Annotated in this window: 16 protein-coding genes; 13 read left to right on the top strand and 3 right to left on the bottom strand. The window is 68.3% G+C overall.

All coding sequences use genetic code 11. The features are described from left to right. Nucleotides 1-100 precede the first annotated feature (100 nt). From LGM71_RS00350 to pyrF, 12 genes are all read left to right on the top strand, one after another. On the top strand, nucleotides 101-1,711 hold the full coding sequence (locus tag LGM71_RS00350) for a S10 family peptidase (protein WP_124903790.1): 1,611 nt from the start codon (nucleotides 101-103) through the stop codon (nucleotides 1,709-1,711). 84 nt (nucleotides 1,712-1,795) lie between these two features. Beyond that, nucleotides 1,796-2,200: an EF-hand domain-containing protein gene (locus LGM71_RS00355; protein ID WP_174910578.1), complete on the top strand. Its 405-nt coding sequence runs from the start codon at nucleotides 1,796-1,798 to the stop codon at nucleotides 2,198-2,200. 336 nt (nucleotides 2,201-2,536) lie between these two features. Further along, nucleotides 2,537-3,436 (top strand): IclR family transcriptional regulator, encoded by a 900-nt coding sequence (locus LGM71_RS00360; RefSeq protein ID WP_059608207.1) that lies wholly within the window; start codon nucleotides 2,537-2,539, stop codon nucleotides 3,434-3,436. Next, the gene (locus LGM71_RS00365) at nucleotides 3,433-4,458 is read left to right on the top strand and encodes a 2-dehydro-3-deoxygalactonokinase (RefSeq protein ID WP_226113479.1); all 1,026 of its coding nucleotides are present in this window, start codon (nucleotides 3,433-3,435) and stop codon (nucleotides 4,456-4,458) included. The genes LGM71_RS00360 and LGM71_RS00365 overlap by 4 nt, the downstream gene beginning before the upstream one ends. A gap of 22 nt (nucleotides 4,459-4,480) precedes the next feature. Then, on the top strand, nucleotides 4,481-5,158 hold the full coding sequence (locus LGM71_RS00370; RefSeq protein WP_226113481.1) for a 2-dehydro-3-deoxy-6-phosphogalactonate aldolase: 678 nt from the start codon (nucleotides 4,481-4,483) through the stop codon (nucleotides 5,156-5,158). Beyond that, the gene (locus tag LGM71_RS00375) at nucleotides 5,158-5,937 is read left to right on the top strand and encodes an SDR family oxidoreductase (protein ID WP_226114232.1); all 780 of its coding nucleotides are present in this window, start codon (nucleotides 5,158-5,160) and stop codon (nucleotides 5,935-5,937) included. Before LGM71_RS00370 ends, LGM71_RS00375 begins: the two co-directional genes overlap by 1 nt. Before the next feature lie 102 nt (nucleotides 5,938-6,039). Beyond that, nucleotides 6,040-7,035, top strand: a complete 996-nt coding sequence (locus LGM71_RS00380; protein ID WP_124624778.1) for an arabinose ABC transporter substrate-binding protein — start codon at nucleotides 6,040-6,042, stop codon at nucleotides 7,033-7,035. Nucleotides 7,036-7,102: 67 nt separating this feature from the next. Then, entirely contained in the window at nucleotides 7,103-8,614 is a 1,512-nt protein-coding gene (gene araG / locus LGM71_RS00385; RefSeq protein WP_226113483.1) for an L-arabinose ABC transporter ATP-binding protein AraG, read from the top strand. 89 nt (nucleotides 8,615-8,703) lie between these two features. Beyond that, a complete protein-coding gene (gene araH, locus LGM71_RS00390; protein ID WP_059465359.1) occupies nucleotides 8,704-9,720 on the top strand; it encodes an L-arabinose ABC transporter permease AraH in 1,017 nt (338 codons plus the stop codon). Nucleotides 9,721-9,743: 23 nt separating this feature from the next. Beyond that, entirely contained in the window at nucleotides 9,744-10,559 is an 816-nt protein-coding gene (locus LGM71_RS00395) for an SDR family NAD(P)-dependent oxidoreductase (protein WP_226113486.1), read from the top strand. 74 nt (nucleotides 10,560-10,633) lie between these two features. Beyond that, a complete protein-coding gene (locus LGM71_RS00400) occupies nucleotides 10,634-11,695 on the top strand; it encodes an aldose 1-epimerase (protein ID WP_124624787.1) in 1,062 nt (353 codons plus the stop codon). 39 nt (nucleotides 11,696-11,734) lie between these two features. Continuing rightward, the gene (pyrF, locus tag LGM71_RS00405; RefSeq protein WP_011350899.1) at nucleotides 11,735-12,562 is read left to right on the top strand and encodes an orotidine-5'-phosphate decarboxylase; all 828 of its coding nucleotides are present in this window, start codon (nucleotides 11,735-11,737) and stop codon (nucleotides 12,560-12,562) included. Between the two features lie 256 nt (nucleotides 12,563-12,818). Here pyrF and LGM71_RS00410 read toward each other — a convergent pair whose 3' ends face one another. Genes LGM71_RS00410 through thiL form a run of 3 tightly spaced genes read right to left on the bottom strand, consistent with a single transcriptional unit; the run spans nucleotide 12,819 to nucleotide 14,917 of the window. After that, nucleotides 12,819-13,319 (bottom strand): CinA family protein, encoded by a 501-nt coding sequence (locus tag LGM71_RS00410; RefSeq protein WP_151051949.1) that lies wholly within the window; start codon nucleotides 13,317-13,319, stop codon nucleotides 12,819-12,821. A 31-nt stretch (nucleotides 13,320-13,350) separates the two neighbouring features. Continuing rightward, a complete protein-coding gene (locus LGM71_RS00415) occupies nucleotides 13,351-13,893 on the bottom strand; it encodes a phosphatidylglycerophosphatase A (protein WP_059608215.1) in 543 nt (180 codons plus the stop codon). Beyond that, complete coding sequence (gene thiL / locus LGM71_RS00420; RefSeq protein WP_108064731.1) at nucleotides 13,883-14,917, bottom strand: thiamine-phosphate kinase; 1,035 nt, start codon at nucleotides 14,915-14,917, stop codon at nucleotides 13,883-13,885. Before thiL ends, LGM71_RS00415 begins: the two co-directional genes overlap by 11 nt. Before the next feature lie 100 nt (nucleotides 14,918-15,017). On the opposite strand from thiL, the gene LGM71_RS00425 reads away from it, so the two are divergent. Next, nucleotides 15,018-17,360 carry an NADP-dependent malic enzyme gene (locus tag LGM71_RS00425; RefSeq protein ID WP_269467503.1) on the top strand — a complete coding sequence of 781 codons (2,343 nt, stop codon included), beginning with the start codon at nucleotides 15,018-15,020 and terminating at the stop codon, nucleotides 17,358-17,360. Nucleotides 17,361-17,413: the final 53 nt, after the last annotated feature.

Here is a 17,413-nt window from a genome sequence, read left to right on the forward strand (position 1 = left end):
GTATATTGGCCAGCGCCTCGGCTTATCGGCCGCAATCGAGGCGGGGGGCGGCTCACCCGGCTGCTCGACACAAAAAACATTCGAGAGAAGGAAAGCGACGATGCCAGCGAGCAAAGCGAAGCTGTTGTTGGGGGTTGTGTTCTCTTCGCTGATTCTGACGGCCTGCAACGACGACGTGACGTCGTCCTCGGCAGCAGGTACCGACAATTCAGCCGATCCCGCCGCTCAGGTGGACAAGCCGTACAACGATCCCAACAGTTATTCGTCGAGCGCGACCGCGTCGCTCGACGCGTCCGCCGCGGTCGAAAAGGCCGCCGTCACCCATCACCAGATCACGCTGAACGGCAAGACGATTCGCTACACGGCGACCGCCGGCCACCTCGTCGCACGCAATCCGCAGACGGGCGCGCCCGAAGCATCGTTCTTCTACGTCGCGTACACCGCCGACAACCAGCCCGCGGCGAAGCGGCCCGTCACGTTCCTGTATAACGGCGGCCCCGGCTCCGCATCAGTGTGGCTGCATCTCGGCTCGTTCGGTCCGAAACGGATCCAGACGGGCGACCCGAACGCGAACGCGTCGACGTTCCCGTTCGTCGACAACGCGGAAAGCCTGCTCGACACGACCGACCTCGTGTTCGTCGATGCGATCGGCACCGGCTTCTCGGAGGCGATCGCGCCGAACACGAACCAGACGTTCTGGGGCGTCGACCAGGACGGCGGCGCGTTCCGCGACTTCGTGACGCGCTACATCGCCGTGAACCAGCGCAACGATTCGCCGAAGTACCTGTTCGGCGAGTCGTACGGCACGCCGCGCACCGACGTGCTCGCGAACCTGCTCGAGACGGCCGGCGTGAAGCTCGACGGCATCGTGCTGCAGTCGTCGATCCTGAACTACAACGCGAACTGCGACATGGCGAGCGACTATGTCGGCAACTCGAACAACGGGGCGAGCCCCGTGAGTTGCGCGGGCTTCGTGCCGTCCTACGGCACGGTCGGCGCGTACTACCAACTCGACAACCCGAACCCGTCGAGCCTGCCGCAATATGCGGACCAGATGCGTCAGCTGACGGCCGGCAGCTACGTGCCCGCCGTGAACGCGTATCTCGCGAGCCACACGCCGCCCCCGCCGACGCTCGTCACGACGATGGTGAATTCGACCGGCGTGAAGCAGACGCTGTGGAACGCGGACTTCAACGTCGTCCCGACCTTCTTCGACAACAGCTTCCAGGTGTCGCTGATTCCGGGCACGCTGATCGGCCGCTACGACGCGCGCGTGAACGTGCCGTCGTCGAGCCCGCTCGCGGCGGACGGCGACCCGTCGAGCACGTTCATCACGAAGCCGTTCACCGACACGATCGGCAGCTACCTGCCGAACGTGCTCAAGTACAGCGCGCAGTCGGCGTATTCGCTGAGCAGCAATGCGATCCAGACCTGGGACTGGACGCACGACGGCCTCGCGATGCCCGACACGATTCCCGATCTTGCGGCTGCGCTGACGCTGAATCCGTCGCTGAAGGTGCTGTCGCTGAACGGGTATCACGACATCGCGACGCCGTTCTACCAGACCGAGCTCGACCTCGCCCGGCTCGGCTCGCAACCGAACCTGACGATCAAGGACTATCAGGGTGGACACATGGTCTATCTCGACGATACGTCGCGTCCGCAGGAGAAGGCCGACCTCGTGACCTTCTACAACGCGGCCGCGCACTGATGCGATGTGCGGGCCTGGCGACGCGCGCCCGTGGCGGCGCCGTTCGCCGGCCGTCGACGACCCCATTCCAGACTGGAGCCTGACATGAAGAAACGTTTCATCGTCGTTGCCGCCGCGCTCGCATGCGCCGGCGTTGCAGCATCCGCATCGGTGTCCGCGTTCGCGCAGGCGAGCGACGCCGCCACCCCGGCGCGCGCGCGCCAGGCGCAGCTCGGCGATCCGTACGTGCCGCCGGCCGCGCGCAAGCCGACCGCCGGCACGCAGACGACGGGCGCCGCGCTGCACGCGCAGGTGGTGCGCAAACTCGCGCGGCAGTTCGGCGCGGCCGATACGCAGAACACCGGTTCGATCACCGAAGCGCAGGCGCGCGCGGCCGGCCTCGGCTATGTCGCGAATCACTTCCGGCAGATCGACGCGAGCGGTAACGGTCGCGTGTCGTTCTCCGACGTGCAGCGCTACATGCAGGCGCGCAGCACGAACCAGCAGTAAGCGCGGCGTGCATGACCAACGGGGGCGGGACCCGCGACGCGTCGGGTTCCGCCCCCGTGCGCATGGCGCGACCGTTTCGCGACCTTTGTCGGTTTATCTCATTATCTGGGCAACGCATTCAAATATTGGAGACGAGTGCGTGCGCTCCTACAATCCGAAGCACATCGACAGCTTCGGACCCACGCATCGCGCGGCGCCCGACGCACACGGAGACACATTCCATGAAGTTCGCCGGGCGCTTTCCTCGGTGCATCGACCGCCGCGTTGCCGCGACGTCCGGCCTCGTTCCGGCGTCGCGACAGCGGCTTCACCGATTCGGCTGAAGAAACCCGTTCCATGACCAAGATGCCCGATTCCCTTGCTCTCGACGCCCGGCGCGCGACGCCGGGCGATGCGCCGCTCACCGACTCCATCGGCGCGACCAGCACGCCGCTCGACCTCACCGCGCAGCAGGCCGGTACGCAGACGCTGTTGCGCGGTCTCGCGATCCTCGAAGCGATCGCGAACGGCGCGCGCGACATGCGTGCGATCGGCGCCGCGCTCGGCACGACGCGCAGCACGACGCACCGTCTCGTCAGCAGCCTCGTGCAGGCGCGCTACCTGCGCCAGGTGCAGGGCGGCTACCTGCTCGGCCCGAAGCTGATCGAGCTCGGCACGATCGCGCTCGAACAGATGCCGCTCACGGCGGTCGCGCGGCCGCACCTCGAGGCGCTCGCCGAAGCGACGCTCGACACGATCCACCTCGGCGTGCGCGACGGCGATGACGTGCTGTACATCGACAAGATCCCCGGCACGCGCGGCCTCGAGATGCGCTCGCGTGTCGGCCACCGGATGCCGCTCGCATCGACCGGCATCGGCAAGGCGATGATGCTCGACCTCGATCCGGACCTGTGGCGCTCGCTGTTCGAAGCCGCGCGGCGCGCGCTGGCCGGCGTCAACTTCAAGCCGGACAACCGGCCCGAGACGAGCGCGTTCCTGCAGCGCATGGCGCATTACGCGGCCGGCGGCTACACGTTCGACCTCGAGGAAAACGAGGCGTCGATCCGTTGCGTAGCCGCGCCGATCCGCGACGCGTCGGGCGCGATCGTCGCGGCCGTATCGGTCGCGAGCACGATTCCGTACATGCCGCACGACCGGATGGACGAACTGATTCCGCTCGTGCAGCGCGAAGCGCGAGCCATTTCCGCGGAACTGGGCTGGAGCCCGCCGCAGGGTACCCGCAGGATCAAACGATGACCAATTCGACCCGGACCGCTCCGGACGCCTCCTGCGCCGCACCGTCGCTGATCGCGCTCGACTGGGGCACGACGTCGCTGCGCGCGTATCTGTTCGACGCGCACGGTGCGCTGCTCGACACGCGCAGCCGCGCCGCGGGCGTGATGCATGTGCCGGCCGGCGGCGCGCGAGCCTTCGACGTCGTGTTCGAGGAAGCGTGCGGCGACTGGCTCGACCGCGCGCCGGGCGTGCCGGTGCTGGCCGCCGGGATGGTCGGCAGCGCACAGGGCTGGCGCGAGGCGCCGTACGTCCAGGTGCCGGCCGGTGCCGACGCGCTCGTCGCGGGGCTCGTCACGGTGACGACGTCGCGCGGCACGACGGTGTCGATCGTGCCGGGCGTGATCGCGACGGGCGAGTTGCCCGACGTGATGCGCGGCGAAGAAACGCAGATATTCGGCGCACTCGCGAACGATCCCATGCTTGATGCAGATCGTTCAGGCGTACTGATCGGATTGCCGGGCACGCATGCGAAGTGGGCATGGGTGAAGGACGGGCTCATCGAGCGCTTCCAGACCTTCATGACCGGCGAGTTGTTCGCGGCGCTGCGCGATCACACGATCCTCGGCCGCACGATGCGCGCGAGCGCGTCGCCCGACCGCGCGGCATTCGCGCGCGGCGTCGCGGTGGCCCGCGGTGCGCAGCGCGCGGGGTTGCTCGCGACGATCTTCAGCACGCGCACGCTCGGCCTGACCGACCGGCTCGCGCCCGATGCGCAGGGCGATTACCTGTCAGGCCTGCTGATCGGCCATGAGCTGAACGCACTTGACGCGATGCTGGCGGAACGCGGTGTCGCGCTCGCGAACCAGCCGCTGCTGCTGATCGGCGACGACGGATTGTGCGCGCGCTACGTCGACGCGTTGAGCGTGTTCGGCTGCACGCATGCGCGTGTCGTCGCTCAGGCGACAGAGCGCGGCTTGTGGTGGATCGCGTCGCGCGCCGGGCTCGTGCGCGCGGATGGCGAGCCCGTCTGCGCTGACCAATGAATCGATTGAAGAGGAACCGCCGATGTCGTCCGACCTTACGCTGCCCGCACCATACACGCCGCACGCCGCACTGATGCGCGCGTTCGACGCGTGCCCGCTGATCGCGATCATGCGCGGCATCACGCTCGCCGAAGCGGCTGACCACGGGCTTGCGCTGCACGAAGCTGGCTTCCGGATCGTCGAGGTGCCGCTCAACTCGCCCGATCCGTTCGGCAGCATCGCGGCGCTGCGCCGCGCGCTACCCGACGACATGATCGTCGGCGCTGGCACCGTGCTGCGCGCCGAGCATGTCGACCGCGTGCAGGACGCGGGCGGCACGCTGATCGTGATGCCGCACAGCGACGCGGCCGTGATCCGCCGTGCGCGCGAGCGCGGGCTCGCGAGCGCACCGGGCGTCGCGACGCCGACCGAGGCGTTTGCCGCGCTCGCGAACGGCGCCGACGTGCTGAAGATGTTCCCGGCCGAGCAGCTCGGCGTGCCCGTCGTGAAGGCGTGGCGTGCGGTGATCGACCGCGCGGTGCCGCTGATTCCCGTCGGCGGAATTTCTCCGGACAACATGCAGCCGTTCCTCGCGGCCGGCGCCAACGGCTTCGGGCTCGGTTCGGCGCTGTACCGGCCCGGCCAGTCGGCGGAGGCGACCGTGGCGAATGCGCGCGCGTTCCAGGCCGGCCTGCGCGTGGCGCGCGGCGGAGCCGCATGATGGGACGTCTCGCGGGCAAGGTCGCGATGGTGACGGGCGCCGGCCGCGGGATCGGCGCCGCGATCGCGCAGGCGTTCGCGCGCGAGGGCGCGGCCGTCGCGCTCGTCGACCTCGATTTCCCGCAAGCGCAGCGTACGGCCGCGGCGATCGCCGACGACGTCGACGGCGCGCGCGTGCTGCCGCTGCATGCGGATGTCGCGCGGCAGGATTCGGTGCGCGACGCGCTCGCGCAGACCGAAGCCGCATTCGGCCCGCTCGACGTGCTCGTGAACAACGCGGGCATCAATGTGTTCGCCGATCCGCTGACGATGACGGACGAAGACTGGCGCCGCTGCTTCGCGGTCGACCTCGACGGCGTATGGCACGGCTGCCGCGCGGCGCTGCCTGGGATGGTCGAACGCGGCCGCGGCAGCATCGTGAACATCGCGTCGACGCATGCGTTCCGGATCATCCCGGGCTGCTTTCCGTACCCCGTCGCGAAACACGGCGTGCTGGGCCTCACGCGTGCGCTCGGCATCGAATACGCGGCGCGCAACGTGCGCGTGAACGCGATCGCGCCCGGTTACATCGAGACGCAGCTCACGCGCGACTGGTGGGACGCGCAGGCCGACCCGGCCGCGGCGCGCGCCGAGACGCTCGCGCTGCAGCCGATGAAGCGGATCGGCAAGCCGGAAGAAGTCGCGATGACGGCCGTGTTTCTCGCCTCCGACGAGGCGCCGTTCATCAATGCGGCTTGCATCACCGTCGACGGCGGGCGCGCGGCGCTGTACCACGACTGACGCAACGATTCGACAGACCGCACGTGCGACGGCCGCGCGCACGCTGCGTCGAAACCAACAAGCGGCTGTATTCCGTTCGATGAAGACAAGGAGACACTGGAGATGAAACGCAGAACCTTCGTAACGCTGGCCGCCGCGGCGGCAGTGGTGATCGGAAGCCCGGTCGCGCATGCGGCCGACCCGGTCAAGATCGGCTTCCTGGTGAAGCAGCCGGAAGAGCCGTGGTTCCAGGACGAGTGGAAGTTCGCCGAGATCGCGGCGAAGAACAAGGGCTTCACGCTCGTGAAGATCGGCGCGCCGTCGGGCGAGAAGGTGATGAGCGCGATCGACAACCTGTCCGCGCAGAAGGCGCAGGGCTTCATCATCTGCACGCCCGACGTGAAGCTCGGGCCGGGCATCGTCGCGAAGGCGAAGTCGCACAACCTGAAGATGATGACGGTCGATGACCGCCTCGTCGACGGCGCGGGCAAGCCGATCGAGGCGGTGCCGCACATGGGGATCTCCGCGTACAACATCGGCAAGCAGGTCGGCGACGGCATCGCGGCCGAGATCAAGAAGCGCGGCTGGGACATGAAGGACGTCGGCGCGATCGACATCACCTACGAGCAGCTGCCGACCGCGCACGACCGCACGAGCGGCGCGACCGACGCGCTGGTGGCGGCCGGCTTCCCGAAGGCGAACGTGATCGCGGCGCCGCAGGCGAAGACCGACACCGAGAACGCGTTCAACGCAGCGAACATCGCGCTCACCAAGAACCCGCAGTTCAAGCACTGGGTGGCGTACGGCCTGAACGACGAGGCCGTGCTCGGCGCGGTGCGCGCGGCCGAAGGGCGCGGCTTCAAGGCGGACAACATGATCGGCATCGGCATCGGTGGTTCCGAATCGGCGCTGAACGAATTCAAGAAGCCGCAGCCGACGGGCTTCTACGGCACCGTGATCATCAGCCCGAAGCGCCATGGCGAGGAAACCTCGGACCTGATGTACGCGTGGATCACGCAGGGCAAGGCACCGCCGGCGCTGACGCTGACGACGGGCATGCTCGCGACGCGCGACAACGTGTCGAAGGTGCGCGACGAGATGGGGCTCGCATCGAAGTAAGCCGCCCGCCGGCTGCCGCGGCGATGCGGCGGCCGGCGATCGATGGAACTGCAAGTAGGGAGACGACGTGTCAGCGGCACTGCGTTTTGACAATATCGGCAAGGTATTTCCCGGCGTGCGCGCACTCGACGGCATCTCGTTCGACGTGCACGCGGGCGAGGTGCATGGCCTGATGGGCGAGAACGGCGCGGGCAAGTCGACGCTGCTGAAGATTCTCGGCGGCGAATACCAGCCCGATGCGGGCAGCGTGCTGGTCGACGGCCAGCCCGTGCATTTTTCGAGTGCGGCCGCGTCGATCGCGGCCGGCGTTGCGGTGATTCACCAGGAACTGCAGTACGTGCCCGACCTGACGGTCGCGGAGAACCTGTTGCTCGGCCGCCTGCCGAACGCGCTCGGCTGGGTGAGGAAGGGCGAGGCGAAGCGCCATGTGCGCGAACGGCTCGAGGCGATGGGCGTCGATCTCGATCCCGACGCGAAACTCGGGCGGCTGTCGATCGCGCAGCGGCAGATGGTCGAGATCTGCAAGGCGCTGATGCGCAACGCGCGCGTGATCGCGCTCGACGAACCGACGAGCTCGCTGTCGCATCGCGAGACCGAGGTGTTGTTCAAGCTCGTCGACGACCTGCGCGCGCAGGGCCGCGCGCTGATCTACATCTCGCACCGGATGGACGAGATCTACCGGCTGTGCGATGCGTGCACGATCTTTCGCGACGGGCGCAAGATCGCGTCGCACGAATCGCTCGCCGACGTGCCGCGCGAGCGGCTGGTCGCCGAGATGGTCGGGCGCGAGATCGCGGACATTTACCACTACGCGCCGCGTGCGCTCGGCGACGTGCGGTTTTCGGCCGAAGGCGTCGACGGCCCCGCGTTGCGCGAACCGGCGAGCTTCTCGGTGCGTGCGGGCGAGATCGTCGGCTTCTTCGGGCTGGTCGGCGCGGGGCGCAGCGAACTGATGCGGCTCGTGTACGGCGCGGACCGCCGACGCGCGGGCGCGCTGACGCTCGACGGCAAGCGCATCGACGTGAAGCGCACCGGCGACGCGATCCGTCACGGCATCGTGCTGTGCCCGGAAGACCGCAAGGAGGAAGGGATCATTGCGATGGCGTCGGTCGCGGAGAACATCAACATCAGCTGCCGCCGTCATTCGCTGCGCGCGGGCCTGTTCATCGACCGCAAGACCGAAAACGAAACGGCCGACCGCTTCATCCAGCGGCTGAAGATCAAGACGCCGAACCGGCGGCAGAAGATCCGCTTCCTGTCGGGCGGCAACCAGCAGAAGGCGATCCTGTCGCGCTGGCTCGCGGAGCCCGACCTGAAGGTCGTGATCCTCGACGAGCCGACGCGCGGCATCGACGTCGGCGCGAAGCACGAGATCTACGACGTGATCTACCGGCTCGCGGAGCGCGGCTGCGCGATCGTGATGGTGTCGTCGGAACTGCCGGAAGTGCTCGGCGTGTCCGACCGCATCGTCGTGATGCGCGAAGGCCGCATCGCGGGCGAGCTGCCGCGCGAGCAGGCGAACGAGCATGCGGTGCTGAGCCTCGCGCTGCCGCAGACCAGCGTCGTCGAGGCGGCCTGACGCGGTTTCAGGTCGCCTCGGGCGACGCACGACATTCGAATCGATCAAGCGCGGCGCGGGCCGCGCGACGCAGGAGCAGGAGACACAACATGCAAGTCAGGGAAAACCTCGCCAGCGCAGCCGTGAAGCCGTCGGCCGACGCGCTGGTTCCACAACAGAGCGACCGCCAGAAGTGGTGGCAGCACCTCACCGAATACAGCCTGATCGCGATCTTCGCGGTGATGTTCGTGACGATGTCGCTGACGGTCGATCACTTCTTCTCGATCGACAACATGCTCGGCCTCGCGCTGTCGATCTCGCAGATCGGGATGGTCGCGTGCACGATGATGTTCTGTCTGGCCTCGCGCGACTTCGACCTGTCGATCGGCTCGACCGTCGCGTTCTCGGGCGTGCTGTGCGCGATGGTGCTGAATGCGACCGACAACACGTTCGTCGCGATCGTCGCGGCGGTCGCGGCCGGGGCGGCGATCGGCTTCGTGAACGGCGCGGTGATCGCGTACCTGCGCATCAACGCGCTGATCACGACGCTCGCGACGATGGAAATCGTGCGCGGGCTCGGCTTCATCGTGTCGAAGGGGCAGGCGGTCGGCGTGTCGTCGGATACGTTCATCGCGCTCGGCGGGCTGTCGCTCTTCGGCGTATCGCTGCCGATCTGGGTCACGCTGATGTGCTTCATCGTGTTCGGCGTGCTGCTGAACCAGACCGTGTACGGCCGCAACACGCTCGCGATCGGCGGCAACCCCGAGGCGTCGCGCCTCGCGGGGATCAACGTCGAACGCACGCGCGTCTACATCTTCCTGATCCAGGGCGCGGTGACGGCGCTCGCCGGCGTGATCCTCGCATCGCGCATCACGTCGGGCCAGCCGAACGCGGCGCAGGGCTTCGAGCTGAACGTGATCTCCGCGTGCGTGCTCGGCGGCGTGTCGCTGATGGGCGGCCGCGCGACGATCTCGGGCGTCGTGATCGGCGTGCTGATCATGGGCACCGTCGAGAACGTGATGAACCTGCTGAACATCGACGCGTTCTATCAGTATCTGGTGCGCGGCGCGATCCTGCTCGCGGCCGTGTTGCTCGACCAGCTGAAGAACCGCGGCGTACGCGACTGACCGATTCCACGGAGACGATTCGCATGACCATCGAAACTTCCGCGCAGGATTCGCGCGCCGCGAGCGACGCACGCTATGCGCGCTACCCGAGCCTCGAGGATCGCGCGGTGCTGATCACCGGCGGCGCGACCGGGATCGGCGCGGCGTTCGTCGAGCATTTCGCGCGGCAGGGCGCGCGCGTGGCGTTCGTCGATCTCGACGCGCACGCGGGCCAGGCGCTCGCGGAAACCCTCGCGCAGGCGCAGGACGTGCACCACGCGCCGCTGTTCATCCCGTGCGACCTGACCGACATCGACGCGCTGCGCCATGCGATCGACGCGATCCGCGCGCGCATCGGCGCGATCGCCGTGCTCGTGAACAACGCGGCGAACGATACGCGCCACGCGATCGGCGACGTGACGCCCGAGTCGTTCGACGCGGGCATCGCGGTGAATCTGCGCCATCAGTTCTTCGCCGCGCAGGCGGTGATCGACGACATGAAGCAGCGCGGCGGCGGCGCGATCATCAATCTCGGTTCGATCAGCTGGATGCTGAAGAACGGCGGCTACCCCGTCTACGTGATGGCGAAGGCGGCCGTGCAGGGCCTCACGCGTGGGCTCGCGCGCGATCTCGGCTCGTTCGGAATCCGCGTGAATTCGCTGGTGCCCGGCTGGGTGATGACCGACAAGCAGCGCAAGCTCTGGCTCGACGACGCGGGCCGTGCGGCGATCAAGGCCGGCCAGTGCATCGACGCCGAGCTGCTGCCGGACGATCTCGCGCGCATGGCGCTGTTTCTCGCGGCCGACGACAGCCGGATGATCACCGCGCAGGACGTGGTGGTCGACGGCGGCTGGGCCTGATTGCCGATGTTCGAATTCGCGCGGCATCGCGCGACGACCCGTATCACTTCATCGACGAAGGAAAGGAGCTCACCATGACCGCCACGTCCTCGCGCGCATCGTCGTCCACGAGCCAGTCGCGCCGCGCGCGCCTGGCTGCCGCCGCGCAGCCCGTCAGCGCCGGCCCGCAGACCGCCGCGTTCGCGCAGGGCGTCGGCACCGCGCATGCGGCGGTCGTCACGCTGTCGAATGCGGCGCTGCGGCTCGACGTGCTGCCGCATCTGGGCGGCGGCATCGCGCGCTTCGACTGGCGCGGCGATCACGGCGCGCTGGTGCCGGTGTTCCGGCGTTGCGAGCACCCGGAAACGGCGACGGATCCGAACGCGCTCGCCTGCTATCCGCTGCTGCCGTACTCGAACCGGATCGGCAACGGCCGTTTCGAATGCGACGGGCGCAGCGTCGCGGTGCCGCGCAACCGCCGCGACGAACCATTGCCGATTCACGGCGACGGCTGGCTCGCGCCGTGGCAGGTGGACGACGCAACCGACACGACGCTGCAGCTGTCGCTCGATCGCGCGAGCGGCGCGCCGTACGCGTTTCGCGCGATCCAGTCGTTCGCGCTCGACGATACGACGCTGTCGATCGCGCTGACGATCGAAAACGCGGGGCGTGCACGGCTGCCGTTCGGGCTCGGCATGCATCCGTTCCTCGTGCGCGACGACGCGACCGAGCTGGCCGCGGCCGCGGGCGGCCTGTGGCTGTCGGGTACGGATTTCCTGCCGGTGCGGCACGTGAGCGTGCCGCCGGCCTGGCAGTTCGGCGTCGCGTATCCGTTGCCGGCGACGCTCGTCAATCATGCGTTCACCGGCTGGGGCGGCCACGCGACGGTGAGCTGGCCGCGCCGCGGGCTGTTGTTGACGATCGCGGCCGACGCCGATGCGTACGTGCTCTATACGCCGCCCGGCGAGCATTTTTTCTGCTTCGAGCCGGTCGATCATCCGATCAATGCGGTGAACCTGCCGGGCGGCGCGGCCGCGCACGGGATGACGCTGCTCGCGCCGGGCGAGCGGCTCACGCGGCGTTTCGCATTCACCGTCGAGCGGTCCGATGCGCGCATCGACGCCGCCGCGCGCGAAGGACGCCGGCGACGCGGGTAAAATACGCGGTCTACCAACGGTTTGCCGCGAGTATCCGCCATGTCTTCCCCGCTTACTTTCATCGAATCGCTGCGCGCCGCGTGGCAGCGCACGAATTCGCTGCTGTGCGTCGGCCTCGACCCCGAGCCGTCGCGCTTTCCCGTGCAGTTCGACGGCCAGCCCGACGCGATCTTCGAATTCTGCCGGCAGATCGTCGACGCGACCGCGCAATACGCGAGTGCGTTCAAGCCGCAGATCGCGTACTTCGCCGCGCATCGCGCGGAAGATCAGCTCGAGCGCCTGATCGCGCACATCCACCTCCAGCATCCGGGGCTGCCCGTGATCCTCGACGCGAAGCGCGGCGACATCGGCAGCACGGCCGAGCAGTACGCGCGCGAGGCGTTCGAGCGTTATCGCGCGGACGCGGTCACGGTGAACCCGTACATGGGCTACGACTCGGTGGAGCCGTACTTCGAGCATGAAGGCAAGGGCGTGATCGTGCTGTGCCGCACGTCCAACCCGGGCGGGTCGGACCTGCAGTTCCTCGACACCAACGGCCGGCCGCTGTACCAGGTCGTGGCCGACCTCGCGGCGAACAAGTGGAATGCGAAGAACGGCCAGCTCGGCCTCGTGGTCGGTGCGACGTTCCCGAAGGAAATCGAGATCGTGCGCGGGATCGTCGGCGACATGCCGCTCCTGATCCCCGGCATCGGCGCACAGGGCGGCGACGTGCAGGCGACCGTCAACGCGGGCCGCACCGCCGACGGCACCGGGATGATGATCAACTCGTCGCGCGCGATCCTGTACGCGAGCAAGGGCGAGGACTTCGCCGAAGCCGCCGCGCTCGCCGCGCAGAAGACGCGCGATACGATCAACGCGCATCGCTGAAATAGCGCTGAAACGCAGGCCGCCCGCCCGGGCGGCCTTTCACCGCCGAGCCCGCATCCGCGGGCCGCGCGCCTGCTTCGCGTGTCTGCCATCCTGGCGCACGCGAACAACTTTCCCGTCGCTTGCCCACCGCATGCCCGCGCGGCAGAAGGCGCTCGGCCTGCCGGTCACGGCGGACAAGAACTGGATCGTCGTGAAGCCCGACGCAATTCAGTCGGCGGGCAGGGGCGGCCGCCCCTGCCGCTGCGCCGGCGAATCAGCCTTCGCGCTCGTCGAGCAGCTTCAGCAGCCCGCGCAGTGCATGCGCGGCCGCCTGTGCGCGGATCTGCTCGCGGTCGCCCTTGAACACGAGGGTCTCGACGTCGGTATGCAGCCGGTTGCTCCATGCGAACGACACGGTGCCGACCGGCTTCTTCTCGCTGCCGCCGGCGGGACCGGCGATGCCGGTGACGGACAGCGCGACCTGCGCGCGGCTGTTGCGCAGCGCACCTTCGGCCATCGCGCGTGCGACCGGCTCGCTGACGGCGCCGTGTTTCTCGATCAGGTCGGGTGGAACGCCGATCATGTCGATCTTCGCCTGGTTCGAGTAGGTGACGAAGCCGCGCTCGAACCACTGGCTGCTGCCGGAGATGTCGGTGATCGCGGCAGCGATCATGCCGCCCGTGCAGGATTCGGCGGTGGCGAGCGACAGGTGCTCGTCACGCAGCTTGTTGCCTGCGCGGATCGCAAGCTGATGGACGACGGAATCGGTTGGCATGCGCGTCGGGAACGGGGAGTCGGGAAATCGGTCAGCCGACGACGGAGCGCCAGGCGGCGATCACGAGCAGCGTCATGAACGCGGCGATCAGGTCGTCGACCATGATGCCGAGCCCGCCTTTCACGCGACGGTCGAAATAGCGGATCGGCGGCGGCTTGAGCATGTCGAAGAAGCGGAACACGACGAACGCCCACAACTGGCCGATGAAGGTCGCGGGCGTGACGAACAGCATCACGAGCCAGATCGCGACGATTTCGTCCCAGACGACGGCGCCCGGATCGGACGTGCCCATCTTTCGTGCGGTGAAACCGGTGATCCACGTGCCCGCCGCGAAGCCGACCGCGATCAGCGCCCACCATTCGGGCACCGTCAGGTAGCGATTGAGCACCACGAACGTGAGCCAGCCGAACAGCGAGCCGAACGTGCCGGGCATGAACGGCGCGAGCCCGCTGCCGAAGCCGAGCGACACGATGTGCGCCGGGTGCGACAGCATGAATCGCGCCGTGGCGCGCTGCGGCACGTTCCGGGCGGCGCCGGGCGCGGCCGCGGATTGCCCGGTCGGGTCAGTCTGCATGGAAGTGGTCGAAACCGTGCAACGTGAGAGTCAGGGGGGCGCCGGCGGCGTCGCGCCACGCGATCGCGGGCTGCTCCGACGGCGAGGACAACGCGCGTATTGTACCGACTCGCGTCACCCGGACGCCGGCGCTCGCGCCCGCTGCCTCGATCGTCGCGCGGGCCGCGGCCGGCGCGGTGAAGCACAGTTCGTAGTCGTCGCCGCCGGCGAGCATGCAGCGTCGCTGCACGTCGGGCGGCAGCGTCGCGAGCGCGGCCGAGCGCGGCACCGCGTCGGCGTCGATCTCGGCGCGCACGTTCGAGCGGGTCAGGATGTGCTGCAAGTCGCCGGCGAGGCCGTCCGAGATGTCGAGCGCCGCATGTGCGACGCCCGCGAGCGCAAGCCCGAGCGCGATGCGCGGCTCGGGACGCTCGAGCGCCTGCCGGAACACGGCGGCTTCGTCCGCGCCGGCGGTCCATTCGCCGCGCGCGAGTCCGAGCCCAGCACGGGCGTCGCCGAGCGTGCCGGACACCCAGACGTCGTCGCCGTCACGCGCGGCATCGCGCCGCAACGCCGCGTCAGGCGAGACTTCGCCGAACACGGTCACGCACAGGTTCAGCGGCCCGCTCGTCGTGTCGCCGCCGATCAGTTCGCAGCCGAACCGCTCGGCGAGCGCGAACAGCCCGTTGCTGAACGCCTCGAGCCACGCCGCGTCCGCGCGCGGCAGTGCGCACGCGAGCGTGAACGCGCGCGGCTCGGCACCCATCGCCGCGAGATCCGACAGGTTGACCGCGAGCGTCTTGTGGCCGAGCGCGTCGGGCGCGACATCGGGGAAGAAATGGCGGCCTTCGACCAGCATGTCCGTCGAAATGGCCAGCAATTTGCCGGATCGAGGGGCGATCAGCGCGCAATCGTCGCCAATGCCGAGCGTCGACGCACGCGCCCCCCGGGCCGCGCGGCGCGCGAAGAAGCGATCGATCAGCGAAAACTCGGACAGGGCGGCTGGCACGGCGGACGGACCCGGAAGCGGTGAAGGGAACGGCATTGTACGCAGCGAACGGCGCCGTTCCTGCACCGTTCAGTACATTTTTGTCGCGGCTGTCGCACCCGAATCGCCGGTCTGGGGGCCTTCGATTGGCGCTACAATGCCGTCGAACAGTTATTCTAATCCGCCCGTCAAGAGACACATGTCGACCCAAGCCTCCTCCAAAGCCAAGCTCCGCGAAGCCGCACTCGACTATCACGAATTCCCGACGCCGGGGAAAATCGCGATCGCCCCGACCAAGCAGATGATCAACCAGCGCGACCTCGCGCTCGCATATTCGCCGGGTGTCGCCTACGCGTGCGAGGAGATCGTCGAGAACCCGCTGAACGCCGCGCGCTTCACCGCGCGCAGCAACCTGGTCGGCGTCGTCACGAACGGCACCGCGGTGCTCGGGCTCGGCAACATCGGCCCGCTCGCGTCGAAGCCGGTGATGGAAGGCAAGGCCGTACTGTTCAAGAAGTTCGCCGGCATCGACGTGTTCGACATCGAGCTGAACGAGTCGGACCCGCACAAGCTGGTCGACGTGATCGCCGCGCTGGAGCCGACTTTCGGCGGGATCAACCTGGAAGACATCAAGGCGCCGGACTGCTTCATCGTCGAGCGCGAAGCGCGCAAGCGGATGAAGATCCCGGTGTTCCACGACGACCAGCACGGCACCGCGATCGTCGTGGCCGCGGCCGTCACGAACGGCCTCAAGGTCGTCGGCAAGGACATCAAGAAGGTGAAGCTCGTCGCGTCCGGCGCGGGTGCGGCCGCGCTCGCGTGCCTGGACCTGCTGGTTGACATCGGCCTGCCGCTCGAGAACATCACCGTGACCGACCTGGCCGGCGTGGTCTACAAGGGCCGCACCGAGCTGATGGATCCGGACAAGGAGCGTTTCGCCCGCGAAACCGACGCCCGCACGCTGGCCGAGGTGATCGACGGCGCGGACATCTTCCTCGGCCTGTCGGCCGCCGGCGTGCTGAAGCCGGAGATGGTGAAGGGCATGGCCGAGCGCCCGCTGATCCTCGCGCTCGCGAACCCGACGCCGGAAATCCTGCCGGAAGCGGCACTCGAAGTGCGCCCCGACGCGATCCTCGCGACCGGCCGCACCGACTATCCGAACCAGGTCAACAACGTCCTGTGCTTCCCGTTCATCTTCCGCGGCGCGCTCGACGTCGGTGCGACGACGATCACGCGTGAAATGGAGATCGCGGCCGTCAACGCGATCGCCGAACTCGCGCAGCACGAGCAGAGCGACATCGTCGCGACCGCATACGGGATCCAGGACCTGTCGTTCGGGCCCGAATACCTGATTCCGAAGCCGTTCGATCCGCGCCTGATCGTCAAGATCGCGCCGGCCGTCGCGCAGGCCGCGATGGACGGTGGCGTCGCGACGCGCCCGATCGAGGACATGGAGGCGTACCGCGTTCACCTCCAGCAATTCGTGTACCACAGCGGCACGACGATGAAGCCGATCTTCCAGCTCGCGCGCAGCGCGCCGGCGGAGAAGAAGCGCGTCGTGTTCGCGGAAGGCGAGGAAGAGCGCGTGCTGCGCGCCGTCCAGATCATCGTCGACGAGAAGCTCGCGACGCCGATCCTGATCGGCCGTCCGTCGGTGATCGAGCACCGTATCCAGCGCTACGGCCTGCGCCTCACGCCGGGCACCGACTTCACGGTCGTCAACACCGAACACGACGAGCGCTACCGCGACTTCTGGCAGACGTACTACAAGATGATGGCGCGCAAGGGCATCAGCGAGCAGCTGGCCCGTGTCGAGATGCGCCGCCGCACGACGCTGATCGGCTCGATGCTGGTGAAGAAGGGCGAAGCGGACGGGATGATCTGCGGCACGATCAGCACCACCCACCGCCACCTTCACTTCATCGACCAGGTGATCGGCAAGCGCCCTGGCTGCAGCGTGTACGCGGCGATGAACGGCCTCGTGCTGCCGGGCCGCCAGATCTTCCTCGTCGACACGCACGTGAACGTCGATCCGACCCCGGAGCAACTTGCCGAGATCACGATCATGGCCGCGGAAGAAGTGCGCCGGTTCGGCATCGAGCCGAAGGTCGCGCTGCTGTCGCACTCGAATTTCGGCACGAGCAACGCGCCTTCGGCGCAGAAGATGCGCGATACGCTCGCGATCCTGCAGGAACGTGCGCCGGAGTTGAAGGTCGACGGCGAAATGCACGGCGACGTCGCGCTCGACGCGGCGCTGCGCAAGGAAATCCTGCCCGAATCGACGCTGGAAGGCGATGCGAACTTGCTGATCCTGCCGAACATCGATGCCGCGAACATCGCGTACAACCTGCTGAAGACGGCCGCCGGCAACAACATCGCGATCGGGCCGATCCTGCTGGGCGCAGCCCAGCCGGTGCACGTGCTGACCGAATCGGCGACCGTTCGCCGCATCGTCAACATGGCGGCGCTGCTGGTCGCCGACGTGAACGCCGCACGCTGAGCCGGAACGAACCGCGCGGCAACGGTCGAACCGGTGCCGCGCGCCGGGCGAAA

Origin of the sequence: Burkholderia sp. AU33545 (assembly GCF_020419685.1) — a bacterium.
Lineage (GTDB): Bacteria > Pseudomonadota > Gammaproteobacteria > Burkholderiales > Burkholderiaceae > Burkholderia > Burkholderia diffusa.